The organism is Serratia sp. JSRIV006, assembly GCF_019968685.1.
GTDB classification, from domain to species: domain Bacteria; phylum Pseudomonadota; class Gammaproteobacteria; order Enterobacterales; family Enterobacteriaceae; genus Chania; species Chania fonticola_B.
In genome coordinates this window covers 901,551-923,623 of sequence record NZ_CP074137.1, presented here as the reverse complement: position 1 = coordinate 923,623, position 22,073 = coordinate 901,551, and the positions used below count along the sequence as shown (strand labels likewise).

Below are 22,073 nucleotides of genomic sequence, written 5' to 3'. Positions count from 1 at the left end.
GACTTCATCCTGTTATATCACCGTTTTTTCCACACCGCCGCCCAACGCCAGCCACAGTTTCATGGTGGCATTGAGGTAGTTGTACTGTAGATCTGACAAATTGGTTTCGATGGTCAGCAAATCGTCCTCGGCATCCAGCAAGCTCTGGAAAGAGACCGCCCCCGCCTGGTACTGGCTTCTAGCCAATACCAGCCGCTGCTGGCTAAGCTGCAGATTCTGTTGCTGATTGATTTTTTGCTGTTGATAGCTGAGCCGTTGCGACATGGCGTTATCCACGTCGGACAGCGCGCTATAAACCTTGCTGCGGAAGACGATCGCCGCCTGTTTGACGTCAAGATTGGATTTCTCAATGGTCAATTGCACCGTGTTCCACTGCACAAACGGCAGCGCAGCGTTGGCTCCCAGCGTCCTGACAGGATTGCTGAACCATTGAGAGAAAATGCTGCTGGCAGAGCCGAGTGACGCAGCCAGTGACAGCGATGGATAGAAGCTTAAACGCTCCACATCCGAACCGGCCAGGGCTGCTCGCAAACGCCCTTCCGCCGCCTTCACGTCTGGACGGCGGGCAATGACCTCAACCGGCAGCACTTTGGCAATTGGCACATCCTGATTGATGTCCAGCGAGCTGCGCTCTGCCTGGCGATCGGTGGGCGAACGGTTAAACAGGATCGCCAGCGCATTACGGTTCTCTTCCCGCTGCTGTTGCAACGTGCGATAGGTGTTCTCGCGATTAAGCAACGACTGTTTCGCCTGTAACAGATCGAGCTGTCCGGCAGCACCGGAAGCATAACGTGACTGCACCAGTGCCAGCGTCTGCTGGCTGATTTCCAGGCCCGCTTGCTGCTGTTTTATCTTCTGGTTAAGGTTGGCGATCTGCCAATAATACTGCGCCGTATTGCCGATCAGCGTTAGCGCGGTGTTTTGCCGATCCTGCTCCGTGGCTTCAGCCTGCCACTGCGCCTGTTCTCTGGCACGTGCCAATTTTCCCCACAGATCCAGCTCATAGCTCAGCGACAACGTCGTGCTGTAAGACTCCGTCGGGGTGGTATTGCTACGCAGGTTTTTACTGTTGTTGGCGTTACCCTTAACTGAAACATCAGGCGTTAAGTTGGTATCGGTTAACCCGGCCGCCAATCGGGCCTGCTGGAGCTGTATGCCCGCGATGGCCAGATCGTTGTTGCTGGTCAGCGCGCGTCCGATCAGCATCGAGAGCTGTGGATCCGCGAAGTTATCCCACCAGTGGTCAGTGTGTTGCAGATAGCCAGAACCGGTATCCTGCACTCGCCACTCGGCGGGCACCGACAACATTGGCCGCTGATAGTCGCTTTTCGTCAACGAGCCACAACCGCTCAGCAGCAGGGGCAACAGCATCACCAGAGAAAGTTTGTTGTTCGTCATTCGCGTGCCAGCGCCTCCGTGGGATGAAGACGTGCCGCATTGCGCGCCGGGAAGAAGCCAAAACCCAGGCCGATCAGTGCAGAGAACCCGCAGGCAAGTACCAACGGTGGCCAGGTAAAGATCATGGTGAACTCTTTGGTTACCCACGAGAAGATCATCCCGGCCAACCCGGAGCCAATAATGCCGATCAGCCCGCCAAGCGAGCAGATCACCATTGCCTCAATCAGGAACTGGCGCATAATGTCCGCTGGCCGCGCACCGACCGAAAGACGAATGCCAATCTCGTGGGTACGCTCGGTGACCGACACCAGCATGATGTTCATCACACCAACGCCTCCCACCAGCAGTGAAATCCCGGCAATAGCGGTGATCAACAGATTCATCGAATCCGACGCCTTGCGGATGGCCTGCGTCATCTGATCGTTGGTCTGGGTGTAAAAGTCACGCTGGCCATGAGCCTGTTCTACTAGTTTTTCCACGCGTCCCTGAACCTCATTCGGTGAAAGCCCGTCACGTACACGCAAGGTCATGGACTCGATCGGCATATCACCGGACATACGCTCCAGCAGCGCGGTATAGGGCATCCAGGCGCCCAGCATCATGCCGCTGAATTTGCCGCCTTTACGTTCGGCAACGCCGATCACCCGGTAAGGCGTACCGCCAAGCTGGATGATTTCCCCTTCTGGTGTTTCATCCGTTTCAAACAGCGTATCGCGTAATTCCGGATCAATAATTACCACCGGTTCCCGCTCGTCCAGATCGCGCTGGGTAAAACCGTTACCAGAGATAAAATGCAGGCCCTGCACGCGGAAATAGGCATTGCTGATGCCAGAAATCGCCACCGTAACCTCTTTGCCACCGCGCACCGCGGTAACCGCTGTGCTGACCACTGGCGATACACTGTCGACATAAGGCTGGCGAGCCAACAGTTCTACATCGGAAACCTTCAATGCGCGCGCAAAGTCAGGGCGCACTTTCCCTCTCCCTTCACCAGGGCGGATTTCCAACGTACTGTTGCCCAGTTGGCCGATCTCCCTGAGAATATTTTGCCTTGCACCCTCACCCACCGCCATCGACGACACCACGGAGGAGACGCCGATAATGATGCCCAGCATCGACAGGAAGGCTCTGGCACGGTGCCCCATCAGCGCACGCCAGGCCATCTTGATCGCCTCTTGCACGCTCTGCCAGAACGGGTTACGCCCAGTAGCAGCAACCACCGGCAATACGGGACGGGTTTCCAGTGGCGCAACCGCTTCATTGCGCCTATCGGCAATAATTTCACCGTCGCTGATTTCGATAATACGCTGCGCCTGATTGGCGACATCCCGATCGTGAGTGACGATAATGATGGTGTGCCCCGAGCGATGCAGAGAGTGCAGAATCTCCATTAACTCCTGCCCACTGGCGCGATCGAGCGCCCCCGTCGGTTCATCGGCCAGAATGATTTCGGCCCCGTTCATCAACGCTCGGGCAATACTGACGCGCTGCTGTTGCCCGCCGGAGAGCTGCGCCGGTTTGTAGTTCATCCGCTGTTGCAACCCAAGCCGGGTAAGCAGGTATTCAGCCCTCGTCTGACGCTCCGCCGCTGGCATGGCGGTATACAGGGCAGGAATGGCGACGTTTTCGCTGGCGCTCAGGTACGGCATCAGGTGATAGCGTTGGAAAATAAACCCGATGTACTGGCTGCGTAACTGGGCCAACTGCTCACTGCTGGCGAGTTGGGTGGAGATCCCCTTGATCTGCATCTCCCCCTCGGTTGGCTTATCCAGGCAGCCGATGATATTCATCAGCGTGGATTTCCCCGAGCCGGACGCCCCCACGATCGCCACCATCTCGCCAGGCTGGATGGATAGGGAGACATTTTTCAGCACCGCTACCGTCTGCAATCCGGAGACAAAATGACGTGAGATCCCGCTCAGTGAAATCAGCGCAGGGGTTGGCTTAACCATTGCTAGCGCTCCCCATCAACACCACGCGGTCGCCCTCTTTCAGTCCTTCTTTCACTTCGGCAAACTGGCGGTCGTTCAAGCCGATGCGAACCCATCGTGATTCAAGCTGTTTGCCGTTCATCACCTGCACCTGATAACGATCTTTACCCTGTTGTTCACCAAAGGCAGCCACCGGGACACGCAGGGCGTTCTTCGCCTGCTCGGTAATGATAAATACCTGAGCGGTCATAGAGGTACGCAGCAGACGTTTGCTGTTGGCAATGGCAAATACCCCACTGTAATACACCGCCGAGGCTTGCTGATTAGAGGAACTGGACGGGTTATCTTCCCGCAAAGCGTCGCTTGGCGCTTCCTGGATCGAGCCCATCACGCTTTCGTAACGCTGCTTGGGATCGGCCACCACGTAGAACCACAGCGGTTGCCCCACGCGTACCTTCAGGATATCGGTCTCTGAAATACGGGTGTGTACCGTCATGGTATCCACATCCGCCAGCACCAGAATGGTAGGGACGGTCTGTGACGACACGATGGTCTGCCCTTCCTTGGTGACGATCCCCAGCACTTCACCGTCGATCGGCGCAACGATACGGGTAAAGCCCAGATTGGCCTTGGCGGTTTCCAGCTCCATCTGCGCCTGGACGATCTGCGCATCGTTGACCTTCAACTGGGCAACCTGGGTTTGGAACTGCGCCTGCGCCTTTTCCAGATCGCTTTTAACGCCTGAACCATCACGATCCAGCTTTAGCTGACGCTTCAGCTCCTGTTGATACTGTTTAAGCGTTGCCTGGGTGACTTGTTTTTGTGCTTCGGCACTTTGCAGGGCTGCCTCAGATTTACGCAGTGCGTTTTGTTGCAAGGTCGGGTCGATTTCCGCCAGCAGTTGCCCGCGGGTGACACGATCGCCCTGCTTCACATACAGCTTTTGCAATTGTCCGTTAACCTGGGCACCCACGCTGACCTGCAGTGCAGGTTTAAGAATGCCGGTGGCAAGCACGGTTTTTTCGATATCGCCACGGGTGATCTCTTCGGTGTCATAGGTATGATCCTGCGCTGGTGTCGAGACGTACCAGACGATCGCGCCGATCAAGGCCACCAGGCACAGCAAGGCGAGCATTACCAGACGGCGAGCCTTGCCAAACATCTTCAGCTTCATCAGCACACCGCCGTAGTCAGTGTCGGAGATGTTTCGACGCTGGCCACATGGCCATTGCTCACGCGGAACACCCGATCAAACATCGGTAATACGCTCTCGCTGTGCGTCACGGTGATCAACGTTTTATGCCGTTCGCGACAATGCGCCAGCAAGGTGGCCATCACCTGATGCGCCGTTTCTTCATCCAGATTGGCCGTAGGTTCATCAAGCACCAGCACCGGGCGATCGCTGTACATGGCCCGAGCCAACAGTAGACGTTGGCGTTGCCCCTGAGACAGCCCAGCATGGCTTTCACGGATCAGGGCATTCAGGCCGCCCGGCAATTTCTCGATCACCGGGGCAAGATTCAGCCCCTCCAGCGAGCGCTCAATCTGCCGATGCTTTTGCTCATTAAAGTTCTCATCAAACAGCGTGATGTTTTCCAACACCGTGGCATTGAACAAGATGTCCTCCTGGCTTTGCAGGAAGAACAGTGCATGCACCTGCTGATAATCGAGCGGCTGACCATCCACCATGACGTCCCCTTGCTGTGGTGGCATCAGGCCGGTCATCACCTTCAGCAAGGTGCTTTTACCCGCGCCAGATTCACCGACAATGGCAATGCTTTGGCCCGGCGTGAGCGACAGCGAAAGATCGTGCAGCACCGGTTGCTGGGCGTCATAGGCAAAGGCGATATGGTGATAACGCAGCAGCGAGGTGAACGACGGGATGGGCGCAGGGACCGCATCATTGCCTGGCTCCGGTGCAGAACGTGACGGAAACAGATCCCGCGCGCGGGTATCAATCACGTTCAGCTGATTCTTTTGCAGGATGGAATAGAAAATTTTGGTGATGTAAGAGGTGAAAATTTCACGCACAAAGCTATAGGCAAAGAACTCCCCGAGCGTGATAGTTTCGTTTTTCAACAACGGCAGCGCCAGGAACATAAACAGCACCATCTCCAGGCTGCCGATCAGCTGATACAGGCTGCTTTTGACCTGCTCGTACATTCTCTGTTGCTGGCGGCAGGTAAACAGCGCCAGGGCATATTTGGCAAACAGGCCCTTGCGTTGACTATCGAGCCCAGCAGACTTGATGGTGGCGAACCCTTGAATGCTCTCCAGGATAAAGTCGCTCTGATCGGCCGTTTTGACCTGCATTTGCTGGGTAAAATAGCGGTCACGATAGATGGCCCAGATGCTAACCAGTCCCATCAGGGTGACACTGATACCAGACACCATGGCCAGCAGTGGACTCATGTAGCACATCACCGCTAGCGCGATGGCACCGATGATCCAGTCGGTACGCAGGCCGTTATCCAGCTCGATTTTAATGCCCGAGGCCATCTGCCAACTGGCAAAGCGGCTAAACACGTCACCTGGTGCACGTTTATCAAAGAAGTTCAGCGAGTTACTCAGCAAGCGCGAGAAGCCCGCCACGCTGTTGACCACCACAAAGCGTTTAATAAATCGCTCGGTGATCCAGCGCACGCCGAAGGCCAACGTGGTCGAAACGACAAACGCCAGCAGGAAGTAAAAATAGGGGAAATCTGTTTTTCCCGCAGAGGAAAAGACCTGGTTGATGGCGCTACTGACCATCGTCGGCATGATAAACAGGGTTAACGAGATCAGAAACGCCAGTATCATCAACCGGTAAATGCCGGGAATACGTGCCGTTTCTTTCAGACTCATGGTGTCGAGCATGCGAAAGCGTTTACTGCGCTGCACGTTGGCCAGCGCCTGCGGATCGGGCTGGGTTTCATTGTCCAGCACCAGCGCAAAACCGCTGATGTCCAGCTTTAACGCATCGATAGGCAGCAGTTGTTGGCCGATGCCCGGATTCATGACGCAGACATGGTTGCCTTTACGGTAGGCCAGTACCACGTAATGGCTGGCGCCATAATGCAAAATGGCGGGCAGCGGCAGTTCCGCCAGTTCGTCATGCTCAAAAGCCACGGGATAAGCGGGCATCGCCAATTCGCCCATGATATCGCACAGCCTGGCCAGCGAGGTGCCATGCTGCGAGGCCGGATAGCGTTCACGCAGGCTTTCCAGCGAGACATCAATCCCCTGGGTTTCCGCCATCATGGCGATGCAGGCCAGCCCACATTCGTTAGTTTCGCCTTGAAAGACCAGCGTCGGGATTATCTTTTCCATGATCTGACTTCTTCAATTTCCGGTTTATTCATTGATAAAAAATAACGAATGTGCGTGCCATAACAGCCAGTCCTCGGGGTGGCGGACGATCGAACTCTCAACAATTTCCGGCAGCCTGGCCTTCACACTGCGCGCCGGCATCGGCGGGTCAATGTGGATTTTTATCTCTTTGTCGTAATACAGGTAATAAAACACCACCTGCGCCGACAGCGCTCGGGCAATGCGGATCACGCCGCTGTGCAAATTGGCCGGGCGATCAAACAGACGACAACTGAGCTTTGCCGTTTGCGCCTTATTGGTATTGACGGTGTAATCCGGCGAGATATCCGGAAAAATCATGATATTGCGTTGATGATCGGCCGCTTCCATAATCGCTCCCATCAGATTGCCAGCAATTTCCCGGTTATCATCATGGATCGAGCAATAGGACAGGTTAACGCCCCCTAATTCCCGCGCCCTGGCGTGATACACCTCCACGCTCACGGAGACAATGGCCGTCGCCTTTCCCGGAAATACCCCCGCACCGACCATACCGGCCAGCACGTCAGAGAGCATATGCAGCGGTGCCAGCACCACTGGGTGCCCAGCCTGATGCAAAGGCTCGACGACCGCATTAAGTTCTGCCTGGCAGCGAGCCAGTTGAGCTGCGACCTGAGGGCTCTGACCGTAGGTTGCGGCCAGCTCCAGTAAACGGCGGCGCTGACTGGTGCGGGCAAAATTCCCTTGGTAGTCAGCCCCGAGCAGGGATTGCTTGTTCGCCTCGGCCACAAAGGCGCGCCGACGATCGCCCCGGTTACCTAATCGCAGCCAGCGGCCCAGTGCCGCCAGCCCAAGGAACCAACGGTAGCTGCCATGGCGCAGCAGCCAACAAACCGTCTTGCCGTATGCCCTGCGCAAGGGCAACAAACCGCGAGCAATGCCTGTGAGCGCCTCTCTCCACGTCAGATATATCCATACGGCAAATAAACGCATTATTTCTCCAGCGGTTTATCATTCTGCAACAATGACAGCAGATGATCGGCAAACTCAGGGAAATCGCGATCCTGCACGGCCATCCACTTTTTGTTGACGATAAACGTTGGGGTCGCCCTGATTTTGTAATGCCCGGATACTTTGGTCATATAGTCCAGTAGCTCTGCTACCTGCGGTGTCTGGCTTGCCTTGTTATAGGCATCAAGATCGATACCGTTTTTCGTTAACCATTTATCGCGATTGACCGGGTTACTTAAATCAATTTTACCTTTGATAATGGCGTTATAAGCGCTCTCACGGTGCTGTGGTTCAATGCCCATCACCGTCAGCGTGGCAAACAACGGGGCAAAGCTCGCCAGGCCATCATTGTTTTGGTTGGCGATATGCACACGGACCAGTTGAGTCCCGGCGGGCATCCGCGCTTCCATCTTGGCAACATTCTCTTCGTTCAAGGCGCAATAGTGGCAGCCGTAAGAGAAGATCTCGATAATCGTATTATCCGTGTTTATCGGGCTGGTTTTAACGTCGCTCTCGCTGACCATGGTCAGAGCCTGTTGTTCAGGACCGGCATTCTGATTCAGCACAAAATAGTGGAAATAAGCCGTGGTGATCAGCGAAGATATAATAATAACCAAAAGGGTATAGGCGAAAAGATAAAAGGGCTTCTTGAACATGAGCGCTACGTCCTAAATTACATATACCCAATATCTTTCAAGGTTGCGTGTGAATAATCACAAACCTTAATGTATAAGGGTAAATCGATTAGCACTTAATAACGGAGGGATATTGATTTTTTTAGTCAGGCAGGCTGCAATAATCCTTGCAGCAGTCACATCCCTGTCCATTAAAAATGCACGAGAATCAAACAGGCTGATGCGATAAACCTCACCGCACCAGCACTGGCATCAGTCCCTGTCAGACAGGGAACCAATGTTTACATTATGGCTGGGCAGGGCAGCTGCTCAGTGGAACTGGCTTGCTGTCAACGCTAACAACCTTGCCATCTTTGTCTACACAAGTGGTAACCGCATTACAAGTAGTTGGGGTAATGTTTACATACTCAACGCTACAGGTTTTGCAAGTGCCGCCAACGATTGTGCTAGCTTCAGAAACGTTTAATTTTTTCACAACATCATCCTTATATAAAAGTGAAATAAATAGCCCTAGTTATGTCTATCATCAACGATAGAACAAATCTACGCTCAATATAAAGGCACGATAACCCATGCCTTTATTAAAGCGCAGAATAGATGATATTTATTAACTTCTCTGTTACGGCGAGGGCAAAGATACCGTGATCTCCAAAGCAGATCAATGGTATTTTTATTGATAAATATTATATAAGAATTATATTACGGAATTATTGATAAAGGAGTATTCTTAGAAAAAACAGGTGCCACACTCTAAAAAACAGGGTTAAACCCTATCGTTATCGCATTAATTAAAAAAAGCCAAATACAGGATCATTCTTACCTCATAAGAATAATCATACCTTGTGAGTGGAAAATTTTAGATAAAAAACGGACGCTTTCCAGCTTAGTCAACGGCTCTGGCGGATGAGGTAATACGCAAACAGGCATCATTTCCTCCCGGTTGTGATGCACTACGCATTATTTTTCAACGCCGCGTAACACGGACGTATTGTGGTGGAACAGCCACGCATAATCCGCATTCCTCCCTCGCTACCTGCCGTTGGCCATTTTAACGTTGCCTCCTGATGACACGGAGGAAACAACAGATGGAAACACAACGCGGTTTTAGCCTAATCGAATTGATGGTGGTGATTGCCATCGTCGCCATCCTCAGCGCCATTGGCATCCCCGCCTATCAGCGCTATATCCAGAAGGCCGCCATGACCGATATGTTGCAGGCCATGGTGCCGTACAAAATGGCGGTTGAATTGTGCGCATTGGAAGGCGGTGGCCCGTCTGGCTGCGATGCTGGCAGCAAAGGGATCCCTGCAGGAGCGACAACACGTTACGTCAGCAGTATCAAAGTCACCGGGGGAACCATCAGCCTGGTCGGCACACAGAGCCTGCAAGGCCTGACGGTGACCCTGGCTCCCACAATGGACTCCACCGGCCCGATGCGCTGGACGCGCCAATGCAGCAGTAGTAACTCCAGCCAGCAGGAAACCTGCCAGGAAGTTTTCCGTTTTGATGATGCAGCGCAGTAGTAAAGGAGGGGCGGCATGGAAATCAGCGATGAAATCCACACGCTGTGCCAACGCTACCAGGCACTGGCACTCAGCGAAGACGAGCAGCGGCTGACTATCGCCCTGCATGGTGAAATCCCTGCGGCACTGGTGAGCGCTTTGCGTTTCGCCACCGGCAAAAGCGTGGGGATTGAGCAATGGCCCGTTGCGCGGCTGGAACAGGCACAGAATCAGCGGCAATCCCTCGCCCTGGTTCCACCGCCGGAAAATACCGAGGAGCGGCCCCCTTCGCTAAACGACGACAGCGACACGCCGGTGGTGCAATTTATTAACCAAACGCTGCGTAGCGCCATTCAACGGCGTGCCTCTGACGTGCATTTTGAACCTTATCAGCAGCGATTCCGCGTCAGACTCAGGATCGACGGTGTGCTACAGGCGATCGCCTCTCCGCCCTTTTCTCTGGCGGCCAGGATCACTGCCAGGCTGAAGATCATGGGGCAACTGGATATCGCCGAGCGCCGCCTGCCACAGGACGGCCAACTCAGCGTGCAGCTGGATAATGCCAGTTTCTCAATGCGGATCTCCACCTTACCCACGCTGTATGGCGAAAAGGTGGTACTGAGGATCCTGCAAACCGATCGCCAGGAGCTGCCGCTCGAGCAGCTTGGTATGAGTCTGGAAGCACTTGGGTGGTATGCCAATGCCCTCTGCAACCCGCAAGGCATGATCCTGGTAACCGGCCCGACCGGCAGCGGTAAAACCGTGACGCTGTACAGCGGGTTACGCCAGCTGAACGATGCGCAGAGCAACCTGTGCAGCGTTGAAGATCCCATCGAGATCCCGGTGTTCGGTATTAACCAGACGCAGATCAACAGCAAAACCGATCTGGACTTCGCTCGCGTGTTACGGGCCCTGCTGCGCCAGGATCCGGATGTCATCATGATCGGCGAGATCCGCGATAAAGAAACGGCAGAAATTGCCGTCAAGGCGGCACAAACCGGGCATTTGGTGCTATCGACCCTGCACACCAACTCCACCTGCGAAACGTTGACCCGCCTGACCCAAATGGGCATTCCCGGTTACCTGCTGGCGGCCTGCCTGAAACTGGTGATCGCCCAGCGCCTGGTGCGACGTTTGTGCCCCCATTGCCGCTATCCACAAGTTGAGATCCTGCACTTCCCGGCTACCCTTTGGCCGGAACCCCTGATCCCGTGGCGTGCAGCTGGCTGTGAGCATTGCTTTGGCGGTTATTACGGCCGGATCGGCGTTTACGAACTGCTGAAGATCACACCCGAAATCCAAAATGCCCTGATGCAAAATGCCTCGGTGATCCAGTTGGCCGATATAGCACAGCAGCAGGGCCAAACAACGCTGCTACAAGCGGGCCTGGAGCTGGTCGCCAAGGGAATAACCTCGCTGGAGGAACTGTACCGCGTAGTCGGGGTGAACACTCAAGGTGAGAGTACAGCATGAAAACTCGCCGTCTGTTTGTTTGGCAAGCCATCGATAGCCAAGGTGGAATTCGCAGTGGCGAACTGCTGGCGGAGGAGAAAAATCAGGTCTATCAGCATTTGCTGGAGCAAGGATTGCAGCCTTACCAGCTGGGGGCGGGGAAACGGGTCTCCGCACGTCAATGGCGTGGCGAGCCGATGATCCAATTCACCCGTCAGTTGGCAACTCTGCTGCAAGCCGGGTTACCGTTGGTCAATAGCCTACAGTTGCTGGCTCAGGAGCATCAGTCGGCGGCCTGGCGCTGTCTGTTGCTGGAAATCAGCAATAGCGTGGCGATGGGGCAACCCTTTTCCGAGGTGATCGCAGACCAACATCGCGTATTCCCGCTAATCTACCGCCAACTGATCGCCATCGGCGAATTGACGGGTAATCTGGATCGCTGCTGCCTACAGTTGGCACAGCAACAAGAAGCTCAGCAAAGGCTACAGAAAAAAGTGCTGAAGGCGCTGCGCTACCCGCTGTTTATCTGCCTGGTGGCCATTTCAGTCACCATACTGATGTTGGTGATGGTGCTGCCAGAGTTTGCCAAGATTTATCAGTCATTTGACGCCCCGTTGCCCTGGTTTACTCAAAGGCTGCTGGCACTGTCCGGCGCATTGATTGCTACCGGGCCTTATCTGTTGCTCACGGTGGCTGGGCTGGCAGGATTTTATTGGCGTAGGTTGCATCCGTTAGCCGATTGGCAACAACGTGAGCAGGCAATGTTGCTACGCATTCCGTTGATTGCCTCGTTGGTCAAGGGCAATTGCCTGAGCCAGGTGTTCCGTATTCTGGCCATGACGCAGCAGGCCGGATTGACGCTGGTGGCAGGGCTAAGCGCCGCGAAACTTTCGGTGAATATTGTGTTTTATTGCCAAGCGCTGACGGCGATCGAACAGCAGCTCTCTCAAGGGTATCCTTTCCATAGCGCACTAGCTCAACAGCCGCTGTTTCCTTCGCTATGCCAGCAATTAGTGCGGGTGGGGGAAGAATCCGGCACGCTCGATGTCCTGTTGGACAAGCTGGCGCTTTGGCACGAACAACAGACCTATGAGCTCGCCGATACGCTGGCGCAAACGCTGGAACCTTTGTTGATGATAGTGGTTGGCGGGATTGTAGGTACGTTGGTGATCGCGATGTATTTGCCGATATTCCAACTGGGGAATGTACTGGGGTAATGCTTTCAATTTTTCCCCTGTTTGATACGGGCGCAGCATTGCTGCGCCCCTACCAGGTCAGGCAATTATTTGCTGCCGAAAACGCGGTTTTCCTGCTCCGCTACGCGGATAAAGGTGGTGCGTTTGGTCAGCTCTTTCAGACGTTCTGCGCCCACATAAGTACAGGCAGAACGCAGGCCACCGAGGATATCACGCACGGTAAACTCGACTTCACCACGCAGCGGCAGCTTGACGGTTTTGCCTTCCGCAGCACGGTAGCCAGCTACACCGCCCACATGGCGTTTCATGGCAGACTCTGAGCTCATACCGTAGAACAGCATAAACTTCTCACCGTTTTCTTCCACCACGGTGCCTTCACATTCGTCGTGCCCGGCCAACATCCCGCCCAGCATGACAAAGTCTGCGCCGCCGCCGAAGGCTTTCGCCACATCACCCGGTACGGAACAACCGCCATCGCTGACAATCTGCCCACCCAGACCGTGCGCAGCATCGGCACATTCGATCACCGCGGAAAGCTGCGGATAGCCCACGCCGGTTTTCACACGGGTGGTACAGACCGAACCAGGACCAATCCCGACCTTGACGATGTCGGCACCGGACAGCACCAGCTCTTCCACCATTTCACCGGTAACCACGTTACCCGCGCAAATCACATGGCTAGGGCAAGCTTCACGGGCTTTTTTCAGGAAGGCAACAAAGTGTTCGGAATAGCCGTTGGCCACGTCGATGCAGATAAATTTCAACGCTGGGGAAAGGGCCAGGATCTGCTTCATCTTGACGAAGTCGGCTTCAGAAGTGCCGGTAGACACCATCACATGACGCAACACGGAGTCGGAAGAGCGCTGAACAAACTCGGCCCATTGCTCAACGGTGTAGTGTTTATGAACGGCGGTGAGAACGTCGAAGGTTGCCAGGGCCTCGGCCATGCGGAAGGTGCCAACCGTATCCATATTGGCGGCAATAATCGGCACACCGGACCAGTTGTAACCTGAATGTTTGAAGGTAAACTGGCGCTCCAGTTCAACTTCCGAGCGGCTTTTCAGCGTGGAACGCTTTGGGCGGATCAACACATCTTTAAAGCCTAACTTCAAATCTTCTTCAATACGCATGACTTATGATTTCCTGGTTTTTGGCGACGGATCGCAAGGGGATTTCGAACCTAGTTATTGCCAGTTCCAGTGATGCTATCATACGCACTAATAATCGCTCGGCAAGACTGCGATTTCGCCTTTATTTACGGTACAATCCCACAAATTTACCTGCGACATCCCAATGTGATTGCCACCTCATTTTCCCAATGCCGCGGCTCAAATTACCCCTATCAAAACACCAGGCACAGGGCAAGTCACACGCACCCGCTTGCACTTCTGCGCGATCGCTTTATGATTCGTTTATAATTTTTGGTGAATATCAGGATCCCTTCGGCCATGTCCTACATTGTTGCATTAACCGGCGGTATCGGCAGCGGTAAGTCCACCGTTGCCAACGCCTTTGCACGTTTTGGCGTGGCCATTGTGGATGCGGATATCATTGCTCGCCAGGTTGTTGAGCCTGGAACCCCGGCATTGGATGCCATTGCGGCACATTTTGGTAATGAAATGTTGCTGAAGGACGGATCCCTCAACCGTGCGGCTTTGCGTCAGAGGATCTTCAGCGATCCCGACGAAAAGCGCTGGCTAAACCAGTTGCTGCACCCGCAGATACAGCGGGAAACGCAACGCCAACTAGCCAACGCCCAGAGTTGTTACGTACTATGGGTTGTCCCCTTGCTGGTAGAAAACGGCCTGCAGGATCGTGCCGACCGCGTTTTAGTGGTGGATGTCGACAGCGAAACACAATTAGCCAGAACCATGGCCCGCGACGGCATCAGCCGTCAGCAGGCGCTGAATATTCTGTCTGCACAGGCCACGCGCGAACAACGTCTGGCCGTAGCGGATGACGTAATTGACAATAGCGGTAGCGCACAAGGAATTGAATCCCATGTCGCCGCATTGCATCAACACTATATTGAGCTGGCAACCTCAGCGACCCGACAGGATCACACCGAATGAGTGACGCTTCCCCGACTGTTCTCTTTGAACACCCGTTAAATGAAAAAATGCGCACCTGGCTGCGGATCGAGTTTTTATTACAACAACTGCATGGCCAAAGAGCACTGAGCGAAACCGCTATCGCCCTGACCTTTTTCCGTACCGTTGCGGACCTGCTGGACGTATTGGAACGTGGCGAAGTGCGCACCGAACTGCTCAAAGAGCTGGAACGCCAGCAGCAAAAATTACTGCAGTGGGCAGAATTGCCCGGTGTCGATATCTCGGTGGTCAATCAGCTACGCAGCCAGTTGAAAGGCTGTGCATCTGCACTGATGTCTGCTCCGCGTATGGGCCAGGCGCTGCGTGAAGACCGGCTGATTAGCCTGGTTCGCCAACGCCTGAGCATCCCCGGTGGCTGTTGCAGCTTTGATTTGCCTACACTGCATATGTGGATGCATGTGGCGCAAAATGAGCGTGATGCCGACGTGGCAGAGTGGTTGCAAACCCTCGAACCCTTGAATCAGGCGCTGACCATCGTGTTGGATCTGGTGCGCCAGGCCGGGCCGTTCCGCAATCAGATCAGCCTCAACGGCTTCTTCCAGGATAACGCCGAAGGGGCCGATCTGTTACGCTTGCGTATTAATCTGGCTTACCAGCTTTACCCGCAGATTTCCGGCCACAAGACGCGCTATGCCATCCGTTTCCTGCCGCTAGACAGCGAAAACGGCACAGTGCCAGAGCGTCTTACCTTTGAGCTGGCCTGCTGTTAATCACCCCTTGGGTTTAAGAGGGAGAAAGGAATGAATATGACCGTAGTAAAATGTCCAACCTGTGGCAAAGGCGTGGTATGGGGTGAAGTGAGCCCATATCGTCCATTCTGCTGCAAGCGCTGCCAGCTGATCGATCTGGGTGAATGGGCCGATGAAGAGAAGCGCATTCCGAGCAACGAAGATCTGAACGAAAGTGAAGATTGGAGTGAAGACAGAGACAGCAACAACCATTAAAACGGTATTATTGGCCTGGCCTTGCCAGGCCGAAAATTTACTACACGGCACTGGCCTGCGCCACCAACAGCTTGATGATACTGACGTTGGCTTCGGGAAACTCTTCCTCACGCAGGTCGGCCTGCTTTACCCAACGCATCGGCTGGCCTTCACGGCCATAGGGCTCGCCCTTCCAATCCTCCACCAGATAGAAATTCAGCGTTACGATCCGATCGGTGAAGCGGTGTTCCAGCACCTCCAGTAACCGTGCCTGATTGGCGCGGATCCCGGTTTCTTCCAGCAATTCACGGCCTAATGCCTGCTCCGGCGTTTCGCCCTGCTCAATCTTGCCGCCAGGGAATTCCCAAAAGCCAGCCATGTGCGAATCCGCAGCGCGGCGTGTGATGAAGATTTCCTGCTGTGGGTTACGGATAATCCCTACGGCGATGTTCAGGTGCTTCATCGCATCCTCCAGAAGTTACTACTTAAAAAAAGGGCTCAGCATGCTGAGCCCTTACCGTTAACCGTTCACTGCACCCGGCTTACTTTTGCAGGCGGCCGTGGCACTGCTTGTATTTCTTACCGGAACCGCATGGGCAAGGATCGTTACGCCCTACTTTACGTTCGGCAACAGCAGGAGCGTTCGGATCGGTGACCGCCAGGGCATTTTCTTCCTGGTGGCTCAGCTGTTGCTGGCGTGCCAGACGCTCGGCTTCTTCGCGGCGTTGCAGCTCCAGAGCTTCAACCTCTTCCGGCATGCGTACCTGAACCTTGCTCAACACGCTGATCACTTCATATTTCAGCGATTCCAGCATGGTGGCAAACATGTTGAAGGACTCACGCTTATATTCCTGCTTCGGATCTTTTTGCGCATAGCCACGCAGGTGGATACCCTGACGCAGGTAATCCATTGCCGCCAGGTGCTCTTTCCACAGGGAATCCAGCGTCTGCAGCATCACGCCTTTTTCGAAGTTGCGCATCATTTCGGCGCCAACAACCTCTTCTTTGCGCAGGTAATCTTCCTTCGCCTTCGCCATGATACGTTCACGCAGCGTTTCTTCGTGCAGCTCAGGCTCTTTATCCAACCACTCGGCGATTGGCATATCCAGATCGAAGTCGTTTTTCAGGCGTTCTTCCAACCCTTTCACGTCCCACATCTCTTCCAGCGACTGCGGCGGAATGTAGCTGTCGATGGTGGTTTTGAACACGTCTTCACGGATACTGTTGATGGTTTCGCTCACGTCAGACACGTCGAGCAATTCGTTACGCTGGCTGTAGATCGCACGGCGCTGGTCGTTGGCCACGTCATCATATTCCAGCAGTTGCTTACGAATATCGAAGTTACGGCTTTCAACCTTGCGTTGCGCATTGGCAATGGCTTTGGTGACCCACGGGTGCTCGATGGCTTCGCCATCCTTCATACCCAGTTTACGCATCATGCCAGAAACACGATCCGAGGCGAAAATACGCATCAGCGCATCTTCCATTGACAGGTAGAAGCGGGAAGAACCGGCATCACCCTGACGGCCGGAACGGCCACGCAGCTGGTTGTCGATACGGCGTGATTCGTGACGTTCGGTACCGATAATGTGCAAGCCACCAGCGGCCAATACGGCGTCGTGGCGAATTTTCCAGGCCGCTTTGATTTCGGCAATCTGCTCTTCTGTCGGATCTTCCAGATGGGAGAGTTCGCTCTGCCAGCTGCCGCCCAACACGATATCGGTACCACGGCCGGCCATGTTGGTGGCGATAGTTACCGCAGCAGTCTGACCCGCATTGGCCACAATATCCGCTTCCATGGCGTGGAATTTGGCGTTCAGAACCTTGTGTTCGATCCCAGCTTTGGTCAGCTCACGGGAAACCACTTCGGATTTCTCGATCGAGATAGTCCCCACCAGCACCGGCTGGCCGTTGGCAGTACGCTCACGGATATCTTCAATGATCGCCGCGATCTTCTCTTTTTCGGTCATGTAGACCAGATCCGGCATATCTTTACGGATCATTGGGCGGTTGGTCGGCACCACGATGGTATCGAGCTTGTAGATGGAGCTGAATTCGAAGGCTTCAGTGTCCGCAGTACCGGTCATACCGGCCAGTTTCTCATAGAGACGGAAGTAGTTCTGGAAGGTGATCGAAGCCAGCGTCTGGTTTTCGTTCTGGATTTCTACGCCTTCTTTGGCTTCTACCGCCTGGTGCAGACCATCGGACCAGCGGCGGCCCTGCATGGTACGGCCAGTGTGTTCGTCAACGATAATGACTTCACCGTCTTTAACGATATAGTCAACGTCGCGGGTGAACAGCACGTGGGCACGCAGCGCGGCGGTGACGTGGTGCATCAGCATGATGTTGGTTGGTGAATACAGCGATTCGCCTTCATCCATGATGCCCGCTTCCATCAGCATCTCTTCGATCATGATCAGGCCGCGTTCGGTCAGGTGAACCTGACGCGCTTTTTCATCGACTGAGAAGTGCCCTTCACCCTGGAAGGTGTCGGAGTCTTCTTTTTCCTGGCGGATCAGCTGTGGGATCAGCTTATTAACACGCTTATACATTTCTGAGCTGTCTTCGGCCGGGCCGGAGATGATCAGCGGCGTACGCGCTTCGTCGATCAGGATGGAGTCAACCTCATCCACCAGCGCATAGTGCAGCTTACGCTGTACGCGCTCTTCCGGGCTGAACGCCATGTTGTCACGCAGGTAGTCAAAGCCGTATTCGTTGTTGGTACCGTAAGTGATATCTGCGGCATAGGCTTCACGCTTGGCCGGAGCAGGCATACCAGGCAGGTTGATACCCACGCTCAACCCCAGGAACTCGAACAGCGGACGGTTGTTTTCGGCGTCACGCTGGGCCAGGTAGTCGTTGACGGTAACCACGTGCACGCCACGGCCGCTCAGGGCGTTCAGATAGGCAGGCAGGGTTGCGGTCAGGGTTTTACCTTCACCGGTACGCATCTCGGCGATACAGCGGTCGTTGAGCACCATCCCGCCCAGCAGCTGTACGTCGAAGTGACGCATACCGAAGACTCGCTTACTGGCCTCACGCACTACGGCGAAGGCTTCCGGGATCAGGCTTTCCAGCACTTCACCCTTTTTCAGACGCGCGCGGAATTCATCGGTCTTGGCCTGCAGTTCGCTATCAGACAGTTTTTCCATGTCTGGTTCCATACGGTTGATCATCTCAACCGCTTTGCGCATGCGGCGCAGGGTACGATCGTTACTGCTACCAAAAACTTTGGTCAATAGTTTGATTAACATGATTCTTTATATCTCTTACGCGACGACACCATAATGGCCGTCAACAAGCTGTTGTGTTGTTTGTTTTTTTGCTGCCCTGAGGGCAAAGATTAGCCGAGGGCTGCAGGCCCGGCGCGAATACCTTGCACCTGAGCGAGCCACAGCCCGGCCTGATGCTGCGCCAAAGAAGGAACGATGGGGTGATGGGTATCACGAATGATAGTCGGTGGTTTTGGCTCGTGCGTCAGTAGCGCATTGAGCGTGGAGAGCAGGGCAAGCTGAGCCACCTGTAATGGCGGTTCAACCGCAACGGCCTCCGCTTCCTGCACTCGGGCATAGACGGCCTGAGGTGCCAGAGCAAAAGAGAGGTGACGAATGACGGTTCGAAGCGCATGCTGGTGCCAGTAATCAACGTTAAACGTTGGGCGACGATGCACTTCTTGCAGTAACGCCAGGCTGTTAAAGGCGTGACTGACGGAATTTTGCCGGTTAAGGCTGGACGAGGTGCTCGGTAATGCGCTTTGATCGACGGTGCCGGACAGATTTTGCGGTACGCCAAGCGTAGCCGCTACCATCCCCAACAGGAGATGAGGCCAGAAATAACGTCTGCCAAATTGTCGCCAACGATTTAGAATACCGATCACGTGTTTATTATCCGCCGGAGCCCATTATGCGCGATAGCCGTCCACAATTATTAGATATCCTGTTTGACGACGCGTCTGCAACAGAGAAAGGACCGCTGCATAACGTTCAGCAACGCGCTACCGCGCTACTGAAACTCAATCGTGCCGTGAAGGGGTTATTGCCCGCTCAGTTGCACCCTTGGTGCCGTGTCGCCAACTTCAGACAGGGTATTTTAGTGCTGGAAACCGCCAATGCCAGTTGGATGATGCGCTTACGCTATGAACAACCCAGCCTGCTATCCGCACTACGAGCGCAAATTCTACCATCTTTGTCTTCAATCGACATCAGGATTAATCCCTCGTTGATGGCAAAAGGCAGCAGCCAGGTACAAAACCACGGCAAAAGCACGGAAAATGGCCAGCAAGCAGAGGTGCCTATGCGTCATTTGAGCCTGGAAAGTGCGGATGCATTACGGGGATTGGCGGCGCAGAGCCCAGAAAAATTGCGCAAGATATTAGAACGACTGGCCGCGTTGGCAGGAGAGAGAGCCAACGAGACCGGTCGTAATAAGTAATTGACGTCTTGGCCGCTTAGGCCAGTACGGTTGACGGAGCCTTGAATGCCAACGGCATTTCGGCTTCATCCTGGAATGTCACGAATTCCCAAGCTTCCTGTTTCGCCAGCACGGCTTGCAGCAGCTTGTTGTTCAGCGCATGGCCTGATTTGTACGCGGTGAACGCGCCAATGATGTTGTGGCCGCACATGAACAGATCGCCGATGGCATCCAGCATTTTGTGGCGCACGAATTCGTCTTCGAAGCGCAGGCCGTCTTCGTTGAGGACACGATAGTCATCCACCACAATCGCGCAATCGAAGCTGCCGCCCAGGGCCAGGCCACGGGACTGCAGATACTCGATATCACGCATGAAACCGAAGGTACGCGCACGGCTGATTTGGCGTACGAACGAATCGGCTGAGAAATCCAGACGATAGCGTTGGGTACTGGCATCAATCGCCGGGTGGTTGAAGTCGATGGTGAAGTCCAGACGGAACCCGTTATGCGGGGACAGCTCTGCCCACTTGTCGCCATCTTCAACACGTACGGTGTCTTTCAGACGCAGGAATTTCTTCGCCGAGTTCAGCTCTTCGATGCCGGCATCCAGCAACAGATAGACAAACGGGCTGGCACTACCGTCCATGATCGGGATTTCGGCAGCGTCAACTTCAATAATGATGTTGTCGATACCCAAGCCCGCCAACGCAGCATTAAGATGCTCAACGGTGGAAATACGCACGTCTGACTCATTCACCAGGCAAGTACAGAGCATGGTATCACGCACGGATTTTGCATCAGCCGGGAAATCAACCGGTGGATTCAAGTCAGTGCGACGATAGATGACCCCGGTATTAGCCGACGCTGGGCGCATTGTCAGCGTGACTTTCTTGCCGGTATGTAAACCGACACCCGTCGCCTGAACAATACGTTTTAATGTCCTTTGTTTGATCATCGTTTTATCTCGCAATGTTATCAATCCAACCAGCCCAGCATACAGCAAGGCCGGCGGGACAGTTTAGCACAAAGAGCGGAGATTCCAAATTATCAGCTTATTCCTAATCTGCCTGCTTGCGCAGGAAGGCCGGAATATCCAGATAATCAGGCTCTTTGTTTGGTTGCGCGCTCTGATCGTTCACCACCTTGGCGGCAGGTTTCACTTCCTGCTGCAGCGGTGACATACCATGCTGCTGGTAACGGTGATCCATCACTGGCTGGCTGGCCTGTTTATTGGTTACCAGGGTGATTTCAGGACGTTTGTCCATACCGATACCGGTCGCAACTACGGTCACGCGCAGTTCGTCGTTCATTTCCGGATCCAGCGAGGTACCGATTACCACGGTCGCATTGTCGGAAGCGAAAGCACGGATGGTGTTACCCACGGTTTCGAACTCATCCAGACGCAGGTCGAAGCCAGCGGTGATGTTGACCAGCACGCCACGGGCGCCGGACAGGTCGATATCTTCCAGCAGTGGGCTGGAGATCGCCATTTCCGCCGCTTCTTCGGCACGGTCTTCGCCACAGGCAACGCCAGAGCCCATCATCGCGTAGCCCATTTCGGACATCACGGTGCGCACGTCAGCAAAGTCGACGTTCATCAGGCCCGGACGGGTGATCAGTTCGGCAATACCCTGCACCGCGCCTTTCAGCACGTCGTTGGCCGCGCCGAACGCGTCCAGCAGAGAGATGCCACGGCCCAGAACTTTCAGCAACTTGTCGTTCGGGATGGTGATCAGCGAGTCCACGTGCTTGGACAGCTCGGCGATACCCTGCTCCGCGAATGCCATGCGCTTCTTGCCTTCAAAGTTGAAAGGCTTGGTCACCACGGCCACGGTCAGAATACCCAGATCTTTTGCGACTTCTGCCACCACTGGCGCAGCACCGGTACCGGTACCGCCACCCATGCCGGCCGCGATGAAGACCATGTCTGCACCTTCCAGGGCGGCGCGCAGGGCTTCACGGTCTTCTTCCGCTGAATTACGACCCACTTCCGGGTTCGCGCCTGCACCCAGACCTTTGGTAATACCGCTACCAATCTGGATGGTTTGGCCAACTGCCGTTTTACGTAGCGCCTGAGCGTCTGTATTAACGGCGAAGAATTCAACACCTTCGATGCGCTCGCGCACCATGTGTTCAACGGCATTGCCACCGCCACCGCCGACGCCGATGACTTTAATCACCGCGTCATTGGTTAGTTCCATTGGTTCAAACATAGT

General features: G+C 54.6%; 20 protein-coding genes. 7 read left to right on the top strand and 13 right to left on the bottom strand.

Annotated features, from left to right (window positions below; all coding sequences use genetic code 11):
• Nucleotides 1-12 precede the first annotated feature (12 nt).
• The 7 genes from KGP16_RS04215 to KGP16_RS04185 form a co-directional block, all read right to left on the bottom strand.
• Nucleotides 13-1,308, bottom strand: a complete 1,296-nt coding sequence (locus tag KGP16_RS04215; RefSeq protein WP_371822175.1) for an efflux transporter outer membrane subunit — start codon at nt 1,306-1,308, stop codon at nt 13-15.
• Between the two features lie 86 nt (nt 1,309-1,394).
• Entirely contained in the window at nt 1,395-3,350 is a 1,956-nt protein-coding gene (locus KGP16_RS04210) for an ABC transporter permease (protein ID WP_059199754.1), read from the bottom strand.
• Nucleotides 3,343-4,503: an efflux RND transporter periplasmic adaptor subunit gene (locus KGP16_RS04205; protein WP_223500854.1), complete on the bottom strand. Its 1,161-nt coding sequence runs from the start codon at nt 4,501-4,503 to the stop codon at nt 3,343-3,345. Before KGP16_RS04205 ends, KGP16_RS04210 begins: the two co-directional genes overlap by 8 nt.
• On the bottom strand, nt 4,503-6,638 hold the full coding sequence (locus tag KGP16_RS04200) for a peptidase domain-containing ABC transporter (protein WP_223500853.1): 2,136 nt from the start codon (nt 6,636-6,638) through the stop codon (nt 4,503-4,505). Before KGP16_RS04200 ends, KGP16_RS04205 begins: the two co-directional genes overlap by 1 nt.
• A 24-nt stretch (nt 6,639-6,662) precedes the next feature.
• On the bottom strand, nt 6,663-7,610 hold the full coding sequence (locus KGP16_RS04195; RefSeq protein WP_059199751.1) for a hypothetical protein: 948 nt from the start codon (nt 7,608-7,610) through the stop codon (nt 6,663-6,665).
• Entirely contained in the window at nt 7,610-8,284 is a 675-nt protein-coding gene (locus tag KGP16_RS04190; protein WP_059199750.1) for a DsbA family protein, read from the bottom strand. The genes KGP16_RS04195 and KGP16_RS04190 overlap by 1 nt, the downstream gene beginning before the upstream one ends.
• A gap of 265 nt (nt 8,285-8,549) precedes the next feature.
• On the bottom strand, nt 8,550-8,738 hold the full coding sequence (locus KGP16_RS04185) for a DUF4762 family protein (protein WP_071926037.1): 189 nt from the start codon (nt 8,736-8,738) through the stop codon (nt 8,550-8,552).
• A gap of 610 nt (nt 8,739-9,348) precedes the next feature.
• Here KGP16_RS04185 and ppdD point away from each other — a divergent pair.
• The 3 genes from ppdD to hofC are packed head-to-tail and all read left to right on the top strand — an operon-like array spanning nt 9,349 to nt 12,434.
• Entirely contained in the window at nt 9,349-9,786 is a 438-nt protein-coding gene (gene ppdD, locus KGP16_RS04180; RefSeq protein ID WP_223500852.1) for a prepilin peptidase-dependent pilin, read from the top strand.
• A gap of 15 nt (nt 9,787-9,801) precedes the next feature.
• Nucleotides 9,802-11,238: a type II secretion system protein GspE gene (gene gspE, locus KGP16_RS04175; protein WP_059199748.1), complete on the top strand. Its 1,437-nt coding sequence runs from the start codon at nt 9,802-9,804 to the stop codon at nt 11,236-11,238.
• Nucleotides 11,235-12,434 carry a protein transport protein HofC gene (gene hofC, locus KGP16_RS04170; protein WP_059199747.1) on the top strand — a complete coding sequence of 400 codons (1,200 nt, stop codon included), beginning with the start codon at nt 11,235-11,237 and terminating at the stop codon, nt 12,432-12,434. The genes gspE and hofC overlap by 4 nt, the downstream gene beginning before the upstream one ends.
• A 65-nt stretch (nt 12,435-12,499) precedes the next feature.
• Here hofC and KGP16_RS04165 read toward each other — a convergent pair whose 3' ends face one another.
• On the bottom strand, nt 12,500-13,543 hold the full coding sequence (locus KGP16_RS04165; RefSeq protein WP_021179338.1) for a GMP reductase: 1,044 nt from the start codon (nt 13,541-13,543) through the stop codon (nt 12,500-12,502).
• Nucleotides 13,544-13,861: 318 nt separating this feature from the next.
• Here KGP16_RS04165 and coaE point away from each other — a divergent pair, with 318 nt between their 5' ends.
• From coaE to yacG, 3 genes are read left to right on the top strand one after another with little or no spacing between them, the layout of a single operon-like run.
• Nucleotides 13,862-14,485, top strand: coding sequence for a dephospho-CoA kinase (gene coaE, locus KGP16_RS04160; protein WP_094982147.1), 624 nt, complete (start codon nt 13,862-13,864; stop codon nt 14,483-14,485).
• On the top strand, nt 14,482-15,234 hold the full coding sequence (zapD, locus tag KGP16_RS04155; RefSeq protein WP_059199745.1) for a cell division protein ZapD: 753 nt from the start codon (nt 14,482-14,484) through the stop codon (nt 15,232-15,234). Before coaE ends, zapD begins: the two co-directional genes overlap by 4 nt.
• A 30-nt stretch (nt 15,235-15,264) precedes the next feature.
• Nucleotides 15,265-15,468: a DNA gyrase inhibitor YacG gene (gene yacG / locus KGP16_RS04150; protein ID WP_223498881.1), complete on the top strand. Its 204-nt coding sequence runs from the start codon at nt 15,265-15,267 to the stop codon at nt 15,466-15,468.
• A gap of 40 nt (nt 15,469-15,508) precedes the next feature.
• On the opposite strand, the gene mutT is transcribed toward yacG, so the two are convergent.
• The 3 genes from mutT to secM form a co-directional block, all read right to left on the bottom strand.
• Nucleotides 15,509-15,910 carry an 8-oxo-dGTP diphosphatase MutT gene (gene mutT, locus KGP16_RS04145; RefSeq protein WP_059199744.1) on the bottom strand — a complete coding sequence of 134 codons (402 nt, stop codon included), beginning with the start codon at nt 15,908-15,910 and terminating at the stop codon, nt 15,509-15,511.
• Between the two features lie 79 nt (nt 15,911-15,989).
• The gene (gene secA / locus KGP16_RS04140; protein WP_021179333.1) at nt 15,990-18,701 is read right to left on the bottom strand and encodes a preprotein translocase subunit SecA; all 2,712 of its coding nucleotides are present in this window, start codon (nt 18,699-18,701) and stop codon (nt 15,990-15,992) included.
• A gap of 89 nt (nt 18,702-18,790) precedes the next feature.
• Nucleotides 18,791-19,324, bottom strand: a complete 534-nt coding sequence (secM, locus tag KGP16_RS04135; RefSeq protein ID WP_059199743.1) for a secA translation cis-regulator SecM — start codon at nt 19,322-19,324, stop codon at nt 18,791-18,793.
• 26 nt (nt 19,325-19,350) lie between these two features.
• On the opposite strand from secM, the gene KGP16_RS04130 reads away from it, so the two are divergent.
• Nucleotides 19,351-19,878, top strand: coding sequence for a DUF721 domain-containing protein (locus KGP16_RS04130; protein WP_059199742.1), 528 nt, complete (start codon nt 19,351-19,353; stop codon nt 19,876-19,878).
• Between the two features lie 16 nt (nt 19,879-19,894).
• Here KGP16_RS04130 and lpxC read toward each other — a convergent pair whose 3' ends face one another.
• Together lpxC and ftsZ are read right to left on the bottom strand one after the other, a co-directional pair.
• Nucleotides 19,895-20,812: a UDP-3-O-acyl-N-acetylglucosamine deacetylase gene (gene lpxC, locus KGP16_RS04125; RefSeq protein ID WP_021179330.1), complete on the bottom strand. Its 918-nt coding sequence runs from the start codon at nt 20,810-20,812 to the stop codon at nt 19,895-19,897.
• Nucleotides 20,813-20,915: 103 nt separating this feature from the next.
• Nucleotides 20,916-22,070 (bottom strand): cell division protein FtsZ, encoded by a 1,155-nt coding sequence (gene ftsZ / locus KGP16_RS04120; RefSeq protein ID WP_024483522.1) that lies wholly within the window; start codon nt 22,068-22,070, stop codon nt 20,916-20,918.
• Between the last annotated feature and the right edge of the window lie 3 nt (nt 22,071-22,073).

What these genes read in the sequence shown, in the direction of transcription:
- KGP16_RS04215 (WP_371822175.1), bottom strand. Translation starts at nt 1,308, where the DNA reads ATGTTGTCGGTGCCCGCCGAGTGGCGAGTGCAGGATACCGGTTCTGGC.
- KGP16_RS04210 (WP_059199754.1), bottom strand. Translation starts at nt 3,350, where the DNA reads ATGGTTAAGCCAACCCCTGCGCTGATTTCACTGAGCGGGATCTCACGT.
- KGP16_RS04205 (WP_223500854.1), bottom strand. Translation starts at nt 4,503, where the DNA reads ATGAAGCTGAAGATGTTTGGCAAGGCTCGCCGTCTGGTAATGCTCGCC.
- KGP16_RS04200 (WP_223500853.1), bottom strand. Translation starts at nt 6,638, where the DNA reads ATGGAAAAGATAATCCCGACGCTGGTCTTTCAAGGCGAAACTAACGAA.
- KGP16_RS04195 (WP_059199751.1), bottom strand. Translation starts at nt 7,610, where the DNA reads ATGCGTTTATTTGCCGTATGGATATATCTGACGTGGAGAGAGGCGCTC.
- KGP16_RS04190 (WP_059199750.1), bottom strand. Translation starts at nt 8,284, where the DNA reads ATGTTCAAGAAGCCCTTTTATCTTTTCGCCTATACCCTTTTGGTTATT.
- ppdD (WP_223500852.1), top strand. Translation starts at nt 9,349, where the DNA reads ATGGAAACACAACGCGGTTTTAGCCTAATCGAATTGATGGTGGTGATT.
- gspE (WP_059199748.1), top strand. Translation starts at nt 9,802, where the DNA reads ATGGAAATCAGCGATGAAATCCACACGCTGTGCCAACGCTACCAGGCA.
- hofC (WP_059199747.1), top strand. Translation starts at nt 11,235, where the DNA reads ATGAAAACTCGCCGTCTGTTTGTTTGGCAAGCCATCGATAGCCAAGGT.
- KGP16_RS04165 (WP_021179338.1), bottom strand. Translation starts at nt 13,543, where the DNA reads ATGCGTATTGAAGAAGATTTGAAGTTAGGCTTTAAAGATGTGTTGATC.
- coaE (WP_094982147.1), top strand. Translation starts at nt 13,862, where the DNA reads ATGTCCTACATTGTTGCATTAACCGGCGGTATCGGCAGCGGTAAGTCC.
- zapD (WP_059199745.1), top strand. Translation starts at nt 14,482, where the DNA reads ATGAGTGACGCTTCCCCGACTGTTCTCTTTGAACACCCGTTAAATGAA.
- yacG (WP_223498881.1), top strand. Translation starts at nt 15,265, where the DNA reads ATGAATATGACCGTAGTAAAATGTCCAACCTGTGGCAAAGGCGTGGTA.
- mutT (WP_059199744.1), bottom strand. Translation starts at nt 15,910, where the DNA reads ATGAAGCACCTGAACATCGCCGTAGGGATTATCCGTAACCCACAGCAG.
- secA (WP_021179333.1), bottom strand. Translation starts at nt 18,701, where the DNA reads ATGTTAATCAAACTATTGACCAAAGTTTTTGGTAGCAGTAACGATCGT.
- KGP16_RS04130 (WP_059199742.1), top strand. Translation starts at nt 19,351, where the DNA reads ATGCGCGATAGCCGTCCACAATTATTAGATATCCTGTTTGACGACGCG.
- lpxC (WP_021179330.1), bottom strand. Translation starts at nt 20,812, where the DNA reads ATGATCAAACAAAGGACATTAAAACGTATTGTTCAGGCGACGGGTGTC.
- ftsZ (WP_024483522.1), bottom strand. Translation starts at nt 22,070, where the DNA reads ATGTTTGAACCAATGGAACTAACCAATGACGCGGTGATTAAAGTCATC.